General features: G+C 72.0%; 12 protein-coding genes and 1 pseudogene. 5 read left to right on the top strand and 8 right to left on the bottom strand.

What is annotated here, in order from left to right:
- Window positions 1–180: 180 nt before the first annotated feature.
- The 7 genes from truB to rimP form a co-directional block, all read right to left on the bottom strand.
- Window positions 181–1,086 (bottom strand): tRNA pseudouridine(55) synthase TruB, encoded by a 906-nt coding sequence (gene truB / locus ACZ4V1_RS34500; protein ID WP_468344655.1) that lies wholly within the window; start codon window positions 1,084–1,086, stop codon window positions 181–183.
- Window positions 1,083–1,562, bottom strand: coding sequence for a 30S ribosome-binding factor RbfA (gene rbfA, locus ACZ4V1_RS34495; RefSeq protein ID WP_468344652.1), 480 nt, complete (start codon window positions 1,560–1,562; stop codon window positions 1,083–1,085). The genes truB and rbfA overlap by 4 nt, the downstream gene beginning before the upstream one ends.
- Before the next feature lie 52 nt (window positions 1,563–1,614).
- On the bottom strand, window positions 1,615–1,908 hold the full coding sequence (locus tag ACZ4V1_RS34490; RefSeq protein WP_121749465.1) for a DUF503 domain-containing protein: 294 nt from the start codon (window positions 1,906–1,908) through the stop codon (window positions 1,615–1,617).
- Window positions 1,909–2,061: 153 nt separating this feature from the next.
- A complete protein-coding gene (gene infB / locus ACZ4V1_RS34485; protein ID WP_468344649.1) occupies window positions 2,062–5,172 on the bottom strand; it encodes a translation initiation factor IF-2 in 3,111 nt (1,036 codons plus the stop codon).
- 174 nt (window positions 5,173–5,346) lie between these two features.
- On the bottom strand, window positions 5,347–5,628 hold the full coding sequence (locus tag ACZ4V1_RS34480) for a YlxR family protein (RefSeq protein ID WP_468344646.1): 282 nt from the start codon (window positions 5,626–5,628) through the stop codon (window positions 5,347–5,349).
- A 102-nt stretch (window positions 5,629–5,730) separates the two neighbouring features.
- The gene (gene nusA, locus ACZ4V1_RS34475) at window positions 5,731–6,753 is read right to left on the bottom strand and encodes a transcription termination factor NusA (protein WP_468344643.1); all 1,023 of its coding nucleotides are present in this window, start codon (window positions 6,751–6,753) and stop codon (window positions 5,731–5,733) included.
- A 2-nt stretch (window positions 6,754–6,755) separates the two neighbouring features.
- A complete protein-coding gene (rimP, locus tag ACZ4V1_RS34470; protein ID WP_468344640.1) occupies window positions 6,756–7,301 on the bottom strand; it encodes a ribosome maturation factor RimP in 546 nt (181 codons plus the stop codon).
- Between the two features lie 228 nt (window positions 7,302–7,529).
- On the opposite strand from rimP, the gene ACZ4V1_RS34465 reads away from it, so the two are divergent.
- The 3 genes from ACZ4V1_RS34465 to ACZ4V1_RS34455 are packed head-to-tail and all read left to right on the top strand — an operon-like array spanning window position 7,530 to window position 9,520.
- Window positions 7,530–8,054 (top strand): hypothetical protein, encoded by a 525-nt coding sequence (locus ACZ4V1_RS34465; RefSeq protein ID WP_468344637.1) that lies wholly within the window; start codon window positions 7,530–7,532, stop codon window positions 8,052–8,054.
- The gene (locus ACZ4V1_RS34460) at window positions 8,051–8,581 is read left to right on the top strand and encodes a ferritin-like domain-containing protein (protein ID WP_468344634.1); all 531 of its coding nucleotides are present in this window, start codon (window positions 8,051–8,053) and stop codon (window positions 8,579–8,581) included. The genes ACZ4V1_RS34465 and ACZ4V1_RS34460 overlap by 4 nt, the downstream gene beginning before the upstream one ends.
- A gap of 39 nt (window positions 8,582–8,620) precedes the next feature.
- Window positions 8,621–9,520: an aminoglycoside phosphotransferase family protein gene (locus tag ACZ4V1_RS34455; protein ID WP_468344631.1), complete on the top strand. Its 900-nt coding sequence runs from the start codon at window positions 8,621–8,623 to the stop codon at window positions 9,518–9,520.
- 64 nt (window positions 9,521–9,584) lie between these two features.
- On the opposite strand, the gene ACZ4V1_RS34450 is transcribed toward ACZ4V1_RS34455, so the two are convergent.
- Window positions 9,585–10,340 carry a helix-turn-helix domain-containing protein gene (locus ACZ4V1_RS34450; RefSeq protein WP_468344628.1) on the bottom strand — a complete coding sequence of 252 codons (756 nt, stop codon included), beginning with the start codon at window positions 10,338–10,340 and terminating at the stop codon, window positions 9,585–9,587.
- 224 nt (window positions 10,341–10,564) lie between these two features.
- Here ACZ4V1_RS34450 and ACZ4V1_RS34445 point away from each other — a divergent pair, with 224 nt between their 5' ends.
- Together ACZ4V1_RS34445 and ACZ4V1_RS34440 are read left to right on the top strand one after the other, a co-directional pair.
- Window positions 10,565–11,233 (top strand): DUF4097 family beta strand repeat-containing protein, encoded by a 669-nt coding sequence (locus ACZ4V1_RS34445; RefSeq protein WP_468344625.1) that lies wholly within the window; start codon window positions 10,565–10,567, stop codon window positions 11,231–11,233.
- 12 nt (window positions 11,234–11,245) lie between these two features.
- Window positions 11,246–11,376, top strand: a pseudogene (locus ACZ4V1_RS34440) (ABC transporter); the annotation flags it as partial.

Genomic DNA, 11,376 nt, shown 5'->3' with positions numbered 1-11,376 from the left:
TGGCGAACGCGCCCCCTTCCACTCCCCCGGTTCACTCCGAGCGCCTGCCCGGACGGGTGAACAGGAAGGGAGGGTTGGATACACCCTAGGTGGTGGGGGAACCGAGGGGGACCGTGGAGCGGCGACGATGGACGTCCCCGTGATCGCCGCTCCACGGGCGGAGCCCGAAGGCGGGTCGGCTCAGCCGAACACGGCCAGGCTCTTCGCCTTGCCCCTGTGTTCCTCCACGAGCGCCAGGAAGCGGCCCTCGGCGTCGAAGACGGCGACGGTACCCGCGCCCGCGTACGTTTCCGGCATCTCCAGCCGTACGCCGTTGGTGAGCAGCCGCGCGCGCCTGACGTCCACGTCCCAGCGGGGGAAGGCGGCGGCCGCCGCGTCCGCGATCGGCATGACGGCGAGCTCCTGCTGGTGCTGGTCCAGCGTCCTGGCCGCGTCCAGCTTGTACGGACCGACGCGGGTGCGGCGCAGGGCGGTCAGGTGACCGCCGACGCCCAGGTCGGCGCCCAGGTCGCGGGCGAGGGCGCGGATGTAGGTGCCGGAGGAGCAGACCACCGAGACCACCAGGTCCGTCACCGGGGTGCCGTCCTCGGCGACGGCGTCCCGGACGTCGTACACCGCGAAGGAGGAGACGGTGACGGGGCGGGCGGGGATCTCGAACTCCTCGCCCTCGCGCGCCCGCTTGTAGGAGCGCACGCCGTTGATCTTGATCGCGCTGACCTTGGACGGCACCTGCATGATGTCGCCGGTCAGCTTGGCGACGGCCGCGTCGACGGCGTCCCGGGTGACCTTCGAGGCGTCTCGCGACCCCGTGATCTCGCCCTCGGCGTCGTCGGTGAGCGTCGTCTGCCCGAGCCTGATCGTGCCCAGGTACTCCTTCTCGGTGAGGGCGAGGTGCCCGAGGAGCTTGGTCGCCCGCTCCACGCCGAGGACCAGGACGCCCGTCGCCATCGGGTCGAGCGTGCCGGCGTGCCCGACGCGCCGGGTGCGGGCGATGCCCCGCATCTTGGCGACGACGTCGTGCGAAGTGAAGCCCGACGGCTTGTCGACGATGACAAGGCCGTCGGGCGTGGAGTGCTTCTCTGTCATTTAGCGGTGTCGTCCGTCTCGTCGGCCTCGACGGCATCTGCCTCGTCTTCGGACTCGTCCGGCTTGCGGTACGGGTCCGCCTCACCGGCGTACGCGGCGCCCGCGGACGCCTCGCGCACCTTCTCGTCGGACTGGCGCGCCTTGTCGAGGAGGTCCTCGATGTTCCGTGCGGTGTCCGGGAGGGCGTCCATGACGAAGGTCAGGGTCGGCGTGAACTTCACGCCCGCCGCCTTGCCGACCTCGGAGCGCAGGATGCCCTTGGCGCTCTCCAGGCCCGCGCTCGCGGCCGCGCGCTCCTCGTCGTCCCCGTACACCGTGTAGAAGACGGTCGCCTCCCGCAGGTCACCCGTGACCCGGGTGTCCGTGATGGTGACGTGCGAGCCGAGCCGCGGGTCCTTGATCCCACGCTGCAGCTTCTGGGCCACCACCTCTCGGATGAGGTCCGCCAGCCTTTTCGCCCGCGCGTTGTCGGCCACTGGTCCGTCTCCCGTTCTCTTTCTTCGTCTGCGCTTCTTGTGCGCTTTCTGGTCAGTCGTCGTCGCCGTGGAAGCGCCGTCTGACGGACAGCAGCTCCACCTCGGGGCGCCCGGCCACCAGCCGCTCGCACCGGTCGAGTACGTCGGAGAGGTGCCCCGCGTCACCGGACACCAGGGCCAGGCCGACGACCGCCCGCCGGTGGAGGTCCATGTGCTCCACCTCGGCCGCGCTCACCGCGTACTTCCGCTGGAGCTCGGCGACGATCGGGCGGACGACGGAGCGCTTCTCCTTCAGCGAATGTACGTCGCCGAGGAGGAGGTCGAAGGACAGCGTCCCCACATACATGTGTAACCGGTTCACCCGCCGGTCCGGGATCGATGGCCCCGTCATCCATGTGACGGGGACATCAGAACCGTACAACGAACGGCCGGGGCCGATCGACGGATATTGTGCTCCGCCGACCGGCCCCGGACCGCGCCTTCTCGGAAGTCGGGGCTGTTACACCCGCGGCTTCTCGCGCATCTCGTACGTCGCGATGACGTCGTCGACCTTGATGTCGTTGAAGTTTCCGAGGTTGATACCGCCCTCGAAGCCTTCGCGGATCTCGGTGACGTCGTCCTTGAAGCGACGCAGACCGACGATGTTGAGGCTCTCCGCGATGACCTTGCCATCGCGCAGCAGGCGCGCCTTGGTGTTGCGCTTGACCTCGCCGGAGCGGATGAGAACACCCGCGATGTTGCCCAGCTTGGACGAGCGGAAGACCTCGCGGATCTCCGCCGTACCGAGCTCGACCTCTTCGTACTCCGGCTTGAGCATGCCCTTGAGGGCCGCCTCGATCTCCTCGATCGCCTGGTAGATGACCGAGTAGTACCGGACGTCCACACCCTCGCGCTCGGCCATCTGCGCGGCACGCCCGGCGGCGCGCACGTTGAAGCCGATCACGATGGCGTCGGAGCCCATCGCCAGGTCGATGTCGGACTCCGTGACCGCACCGACGCCGCGGTGCAGGACGCGGATGTCGACCTCTTCGCCGACGTCCAGCTGGAGCAGCGAGGACTCGAGGGCCTCGACGGAACCGGAAGCGTCACCCTTGATGATCAGGTTCAGCTGCTGGACCTCGCCGGCCTTGAGCACCTTGTCCAGGTCCTCCAGCGACACGCGGCGGGTGCGCTTGGCGAACGCGGCGTTGCGCTCGCGGGCGGCGCGCTTCTCCGCGATCTGGCGGGCCGTACGGTCCTCCTCGACCACGATGAAGTTGTCACCCGCGCCCGGGACGTTGGTCAGGCCCAGGACCTGGACCGGCGTCGACGGGCCGGCCTCGGCGACGTTGTTGCCGTTGTCGTCGAGCATGGCGCGGACGCGGCCGTAGGCGTCGCCCACCACCATCGTGTCGCCGACCCGCAGGGTGCCTCGCTGCACGAGGACCGTCGCCACGGCACCGCGGCCGCGGTCGAGACGGGACTCGATCGAGATGCCCTGCGCGTCCTGCGTCGGGTTGGCCCGCAGGTCGAGCGAGGCGTCGGCCGTGAGGACCACGGCCTCCAGCAGCGAGTCGATGTTCAGACCCTGCTTGGCGGAGATGTCGACGAACATCGTGTCGCCGCCGAACTCCTCGGCCACCAGCCCGTACTCGGTGAGCTGACCGCGCACCTTGGTCGGGTCGGCACCCTCGACGTCGATCTTGTTGACCGCGACGACGATCGGGACCTCGGCCGCCTTGGCGTGGTTGAGCGCCTCGACCGTCTGCGGCATGACGCCGTCGTTGGCCGCGACGACCAGGATCGCGATGTCGGTCGACCGCGCACCACGGGCACGCATGGCGGTGAACGCCTCGTGACCCGGGGTGTCGATGAAGGTGATCTTGCGCTCTTCTTCGTTGACCTCGGTCGCGACCTGGTAGGCACCGATGTGCTGGGTGATGCCGCCGGCCTCGCCCGCGATGACGTTCGTCTTGCGGATGGCGTCGAGCAGCCGGGTCTTACCGTGGTCGACGTGACCCATGACGGTCACGACCGGCGGACGGACGACCAGGTCCTCCTCGGAGCCCTCGTCCTCACCGAACTCCAGGTCGAAGGACTCGAGCAGCTCGCGGTCCTCCTCCTCCGGGCTGACGATCTGAACCGTGTAGTTCATCTCGCCGGCGAGGAGCTGAAGCGTCTCGTCGGAGACGGACTGGGTCGCGGTGACCATCTCGCCGAGGTTCATCATGACCGCGACGAGCGACGCCGGGTTGGCGTTGATCTTCTCCGCGAAGTCGGTGAGCGACGCACCGCGCGACAGGCGAATGGCTTCGCCGTTGCCGCGAGGCAGCATCACGCCGCCGACCGACGGGGCCTGCATGGCCTCGTACTCCTGGCGCCTCTGCCGCTTCGACTTGCGACCGCGACGCGCGGGACCGCCGGGACGACCGAAGGCGCCCTGCGTGCCACCGCGGCCACCCGGACCACCGGGACGACCGCCGAAGCCGGGACGGCCACCGCCGCCACCGAAGCCGCCGCCACCACCGGGACGACCGGCGAAACCGCCGCCGCCACCGGGACGACCGGCACCGCCGCCGCCACCGGGACGACCGGCGAAGCCGCCGCCGCCACCGGGACGACCGCCGCCGCCGGGACGACCGGCACCGCCGGGACCGCGACCGCCGCCACCGGGACCGGGACGCGGGCCCGCAGCGGGACGCTGCGGCATCATGCCGGGGTTCGGACGGGGACCGCCGGGACGGGGACCGCCCTGGCCGCCGCCCTGCGGACGCGGCATCGAGCCCGGGGTCGGGCGGTTGCCGCCCGGAGCCTGGGGACGGGGACCGCCGCCCTGGCCGCCGGGAGCCTGCGGACGGGGACCGGCGCCGGGGGCACCGGGACCACCCGGGCGCGGGCCGCCCTGCGGACGGGGCGCCTGCGGGCGCGCCATACCGGCGTTGCCGCCGGACGTGAAGGGGTTGTTACCCGGACGCGGACCGCCGGAGCGGCCTCCGGGACGCTGCGCCGGGGCGCCGGGACGCTGGCCACCGGGACGGCCCTGGCCGCCCTGCTGACCGCGGTCCTGACCCGGACCGGACGGACGGGCGCCGCCGGGCTTGGGAGCACCGGGACGCTGGCCACCGGGCTTCGGTCCGGCCGGAGCCGGAGTCGAGGCGGCCGGTGCGGCCGGAGTGGCCGGGGCGGCCGGCGGAGCGGTGAACTCCGGGGCGGCCGGGGCCGGACGCGGCGCGGGCTTCGGGCCCGGCGTCGGACGCTGGCCCTGGGACTGGCCCTGGGACTGGCCCTGGCCCTGGGACGGCGCCGGCGCGGGAGCCGACGGAGCCTCGGGCTGCTGCTCGGCAGCGGGCTTGGGCGCGGCCGGCGGCCGCGGGGCAGCCGGGCGCGCCGCCTGCGCCGGGGACGGCGCGGCGGGCCTGGGGGCTGCCTTCTTCGGGGCCGCGGGACGGCCGGCGGACCGGCCGTTGCCACTGCCCTGCTGGAATGCGTCTGTCAGCTTGCGTACTACGGGCGCTTCGATCGTCGAAGACGCCGAACGGACGAACTCACCGAGTTCCTGGAGCTTGGCCATGACGACCTTGCTCTCGACACCGAACTCCTTGGCGAGTTCGTAGACCCGGACCTTAGCCACTTCGCTCCTCTGAGGTCCGGGTTGCGTCCGGACCGTCGCTAGTTCATGGGCGTACTCATCGCGTACTCATCGAGTGCTCATCGCAATCTCGACCTGCTTTCACTTCGCGAGGTACCAGGCCGCACGGGGTTCCGTACGGCTCGTCTTCCTTGGCACGTTGCCTACATGCTGCTGTCAGCAACCCTGTGCCTGCTCGACGTAGCGGCGCAACGCCTTTACGTCGAGCGGCCCCGGGACGCGGAGCGCCCGCGGGAACGCCTTGCGGCGCACTGCCTGGTCGACACAGACCGGTGCGGGGTGCACATAAGCACCCCGGCCGGGCAGCGTACCGCGTGGATCGGGGGTGCATTCACCCTCGACCGCCACGGTGCGCAGCAGCTCGCGCTTGACCGCTCGCTCCCGGCACCCCACGCAGGTGCGCTCAGGGCAGGCTCGGGTACGTGTCCGGCCAGACACCGCTAAGTCTACCTCCCCGGACCGACCTCACCCCTTTGGGGCAAGAATCGAACACATGCCGCACGCAAGACTGTCGTGATCTCAGCGCCGTGCGGCTTGGATCTATTCCCCGTGCCCCGCCGACGGGCGGCCGGACGCCTGCTCGGACGGCTGCTCGGTGTCCGGCCGGATGTCGATCCGCCAGCCGGTCAGCCGGGCCGCGAGGCGGGCGTTCTGGCCCTCCTTGCCGATCGCCAGCGAGAGCTGGTAGTCGGGCACGATCACGCGTGCGGAGCGGGCGGCCAGGTCCACGACCTCCACCTTGGAGACGCGGGCCGGGGAGAGTGCGTTCGCCACCATCTCGGCCGGGTCGTCCGACCAGTCGACGATGTCGATCTTCTCGCCGTTCAGCTCGCCCATGACATTGCGCACCCGGCCGCCCATGGGGCCGATGCAGGCACCCTTGGCGTTCAGGCCCGAGCGGGTGGAGCGTACGGCGATCTTGGTGCGGTGGCCGGCCTCGCGGGCGATCGCGGAGATCTCCACGGAGCCGTCGGCGATCTCCGGCACCTCCAGGGCGAAGAGCTTCTTCACCAGGTTGGGGTGCGTGCGGGACAGCGTGACGGAGGGGCCGCGCACGCCCTTGGCCACCCGGACGACGTACGACCGCAGCCGCATGCCGTGCGGGTAGGTCTCGCCCGGCACCTGCTCCTGCACCGGCAGGATGGCCTCCAGCTTGCCGATGTCGACGAGCACGTTCTTCGGGTCGCGGCCCTGCTGGACCACGCCGGTGACGATGTCGCCCTCACGGCCGGCGTACTCACCGAGCGTCGCGTCGTCCTCGGCGTCGCGCAGCCGCTGCAGGATGACCTGCTTGGCGGTGGTGGCGGCGATACGGCCGAAGTCGGACGGGGTGTCGTCGAACTCGCGGGCCGCCTGGCCCTCTTCGAGGTCGTCGGGGTCCTCCTTCGCCCACACGGTCACATGCCCGGTGTCCCGGTTGAGCTCCACGCGCGCGTGCCGGCGGCTTCCCTCGGTGCGGTGGTAGGCGATGAGGAGGGCCGACTCGATCGCTTGGACCAACAGGTCGAAGGAGATCTCCTTCTCCCGCACCAAGCCCCGCAGGGCGCTCATGTCGATGTCCACGGCTACGCCTCCTCCTCTTCCTTGTCGTTCTTGTTGGACTGGTCGTTCTTGCTGCCCGGGTCGCCGCCGTCGTCCTTGCGGTTGAACTCGACCTGCACGCGTGCCTTGTCGATGTCGCCGAAGTCGAGTCTGCGGGTGGTGGCCTTGCGGCCCTTCACTCCCGGCACTTCGAGGTCGAGTCCGGCGTCGTCCACGGCGAGGATGCGCGCGACCAGTTCGCCGCCCTCGTGGAGCTGGAACCGCACCAGGCGGTGGGTGGCGCGCAGGTAGTGGCGGTGCTCGGTGAGGGAGCGCTCCGCGCCCGGGGTGCCGACCTCGAGGGTGTACTCCCCCTCGCCCATCGCGTCGGTCTCGTCGAGCTTCGCCGAGAGCGCGCGGCTCACATCGGCGATGCGGTCCAGGTCCGCGCCGGTGTCGGAGTCGACGACGACACGCAGCACACGCCTGCGGCCGACCGAGTCCACCGCGATCTCTTCGAGGTCCAGGCCCTGGGAGGCGACGAGCGGCTCCAGCAGCTCTCGCAGCCTCTCGCTCTGGGTGGTGCTCATCCGGGTGACTCCTCGGCCGCGTGTGCTGTTGTGGGATGGGTCGCGTGTCTGGTCAAAGGGTATCCGGTCGCGGGGGGTGTTGCCGTCCACCCTGGACGGGCGGCGCCGATGAGTGGTGCCCGGCCGGGGCCCGGGTACCGTGATCACGGGCAGGCCGCACCGCGGATTCCCGCCGCTCGCCCGTCGCTTTGCCGTCGCTTCCGTACGAGCCTGTCGAGGACGTCTGCCGTGTCGTTTTCCTCATCGTCGCCGCGCCCGCCCTCGGGGCCGCGCAGAAGGAGCCTGCTCGCGTCGGCCGCCGGGGCCGCCCTGCTCGCCGGCTGTTCCGGCGGGTCGGGCGACGGCGGCACGGAGGGCAGTCCGCCGGCCGCCGACCGGGCACGCGCGCGTGCGGCCCGGGACAGCGAGGAGCTGGCCGGTCGGTACGCGGCGGTGATCACCGCTCATCCGGGGCTGGCGGAGCGGCTGGGGCCGCTGCACGCGGAGGTCGTAAGGCACGCGGAGGCGTTCGGCGCCGTGCGCGCGGCCTCGCCCTCGGTCTCCGCGCGGGCCGCGGGGCCGGAGGACGGCCCCGCCGCCGTACCGGCGGCCGAGAAGGACGCCCTGGCACTGCTGGCCGCCGCCGAGCGGGAGCTGGCCGGCCGGAGGACAGGGGCGCTGCCGGAGGTACCCGGCGAGCTGGCGCGGTTGCTGGCCTCGGTGGCGGCGGCCGGATCGGCGCACGTGTATCTGCTGACGGAGGGTGACGGGTGAGCGAGGCGGAGGACCGGGAGCTGGAGGCCGTCCAGGCGGCGCTGGCGGCGGAGCACGCGGCCGTGTACGGCTACGGGGTCGTCGGTGGACGCGTCCGCGAGGAGCGGCGCGCCGAGGCCCGGACGGCCTACGACGCGCACCGGGCGCGGCGGGACGCGCTGGTGCGCAGGGTGCGCGACCTCGGTGGCAAGCCGGTCGCCGCGGCGGCCGGGTACGCGCTGCCCTTCTCGGTGCCGGACTCGGCGGCGGCGGTGCGACTGGCGGCCGAGCTCGAGGAGCGCGTGGCCGGTGTCTATTCGGACCTGGTGCGGGCGGCCGAGGGCGCACGGCGGGCCACCGCGGCCGGGGCGCTGCGGGAGGCGGCGGTCCGGGCGGTGCGCTGGCGGGGCGGGAGCGTAGCCTTCCCTGGGCTCGCGGAGCGGGCCGGCGGCCCGTCGAGGCCGGAGTCGACGCCGGATGCGGCGTCGGACTCGGCCGCGGACTCGGGGTCCCACCCGGCCTCGGACTCGGCGGCTCCGACCGCGTAACACGTACGGCAGCCCGTACGGGAAGGGAACGGCTCGCGCATGGCTTTCGAACCGCCGCGGCGTCTGGTCAGGGCGCTCGGTGAGACGGCACCGGACGGTGACGACTGGTTGGAGAAGCTGCCCGCAGCGGCGGAGCGGGCCGTGGCGCTGCGCGAGTTGACCGTGGAGCGTGTGCAGGTGCCCGGCGGGCGCAGCAGCCTGGTGGTCCTGGTACGCACGGCCGACGGGACTCCCGCGGTGCTGAAGCTGGCCCCGCCCCGGGCGCGTCCGGAGAGCGAGCGGGCCGCACTCGTCCACTGGGGCGGACTCGGCGCCGTACAGCTGCTGGACGCGGAGACCACTCAGGGCGTGCTGTTGCTGGAGCGGCTGCGTCCGGACGTGTCGGTGCGGTCGCTGCCGGAGGCGAAGGCGTTGCTGGAGGCCGCGGGGACACTGCGGCGGCTGTGGGTCGAGCCGCCCGCCGGCCACCCCTTCGAGACCGTGGGCGAGCGGACCGGGCGGCAGGCCGAGGCCATGCGGGCGGGCGCGGTGGCCGGCCCCGCCGTGGCGCCGCTGGTCGACGCGGCGCTCGCGGCCCGTTCGGAACTGCTGGACTCGCCGCCCGAGCAGCGGCTTCTGCACGGCACGTTCCGGCAGAGCAAGGTGCTCGCCGGGGACCGGATGCCGTGGCTGGCCGTGGGTCCCGACCCCGTCGTCGGCGAGAGCGCCTTCGACCTCGCGCGGCTGGTGCGGGACCGGGTGGAGGACCTCATCGCCCAGCCTTCGGGCGCCTCGACGACCCGGCGGCGGATCAAGCGGCTCGCGGAGTCGCTGGAGGTCGACCAGGAACGGCTGCGCGGCTGGACGCTGTTCCGCGCGGTCGAGTCGGGCGTACGGGCCCGCCGGGTGGGGCGGGAGCGGGACGCGGAACTGCTGCTGGAGTTCGCGACCTGGCTGTAGGGCGGCGGAGACGACGCGGCAGGCGGACGACGCACGCGGCAGTGAGCGCGCTGTCTCCTGTCTCCTACCGCGTCGTCTCCGCGTCCGGAACCGTGGGCCCGGGCGTCCTGGCTTTCGTGTGGAGGACCTCGCGGGCCTGCTCGGCGGCGCGGGCGGTGCTCTCGCTGACGAAGTCGAGGAAGCGGGCGACGTTCTCCAGGCGGGCGCCGGCCGGGGTGCCGGAGCCGAGGACGCCGACGCCCTGCCGTGCGGTCTCGACGACCTGGGCGATGGACCGGGCACTGGCCATCGTCGACTGGTACCAGATGTCGTCGTCGACGACATAGCGCTCGCGGCGGCGTTCGTCGCGTTCCCGCCGGACGAAGGCCTGCTCGTCGAGGAACGCGATCGCCTTGGAGACGGAGGCCGGGCTTACCCGGAGGCGCTGGACGAGTTCGGACGCGGTGAGGCTGCCGGAGTCGGTGAGGATGAGACAGGCCATGACCCGGGCCATCATCTTGGGCATGCCCGAGGCCATGAGGACCGTGGTGAACACCTCCTCGTACTCACGCACGGCGTCGGCGTCCCGCCCGTGGGCCTGCGGCGGCACGTTCGGGCCCTGGGACGCGGCGGGCTGCCTGCGCCGGTGGGCGCGGTGTTCGGTGGCGCGGTGTGCGAGGTCGGCACGGTAGGCGGTGGGGCCGCCGTTGCGCATCACCTCACGGGTGATCGTCGAGGTCGGACGGTCGAGGCGCCTGGCGATCTCCGCGTAGGCGAGGCCGTCGGCCAGCCCCAGTGCGATCTGCTGACGCTCCTGCTGAGTGAGCCTGCCTCCAGGCATCGCTGTCTCCTTCGTACTTCCTAGGTGCCGTCAGCATAGCGTTCGACTTCATTTCATTGCAACGACCGCACAACTGACGTTGCGTTAAACAGGAAGGCCATTGCAACAATTGAGCCTATTTCACCTGCACTTATCGCACTTCGACGCAACAACCTTGTTGCCTGATCCGTGAATGCAACGTAGCGTTTCGAACGTCAGAAACCAGCAGGCCAAAGGAGAGCACCATGCGGACGTTCGACACCCCCACCTCGATCTCCACCGTCCTCGACATCCCCGTGGGGCGCATCAGGCTCATCGCCGCCGACCGGGCCGACACCACGGTCGAGGTCCTGCCCGCGGACGCCTCGAGCGGCCGCGACGTGGCGGCGGCGGAGCAGGCCCGGGTCGAATACGGCGACGGTGTCCTGCGGGTCGAGTCCCCGGTCAGGAACCGGAAGCTCGGCAGTCCCGGCTCCATCGAGGTGACCATCCAACTGCCCGCCGACTCCCGGGTCGAGGCCAGGGCGGGGAGCGCGGAGTTCCGGGGCGTCGGACGGCTCGGCGACGTCACCTTCGAGGGCTCGCACGGCTCGGTCAAGCTCGACGAGGCCGCGAGTGCCCGCCTCACCACCCTCGCCGGTGACGTCCTCGTCGGCCGGCTGGGCGGCCCCTCGGAGATCAGCACCGCGAAGGGCGACATCCGGATCTCCGAGGCGGTGCGCGGTGCGGTCGTGCTGCGTACCGAGGCCGGCGAGGTGTCGGTCGGCGCCGCCCCCGGGGTCTCCGCCTCCCTGGACGCGGGCACCTCCTACGGCCGGATCCGCAACACGCTCAGGAACACCGACGGCGCCGCCGCGGACCTGACCATCCACGCGACCACCGCTTACGGCGACATCGTCGCCCGCAGCCTCTGAGGAGCATCCATCATGACCAATCCAGCCATCGCGGCGAACGCTCTGCGCAAGTCCTACGGCGACAAGACCGTCCTCGACGGCATCGACCTGCACATCCCGGCCGGGTCCGTGTTCGCGCTGCTCGGTCCGAACGGTGCCGGCAA

The organism is Streptomyces sp. NPDC028991 (assembly GCF_055564775.1).
Note: the sequence above shows the minus strand (reverse complement) of the source record. Positions and strands in the feature narration are given on the sequence as shown.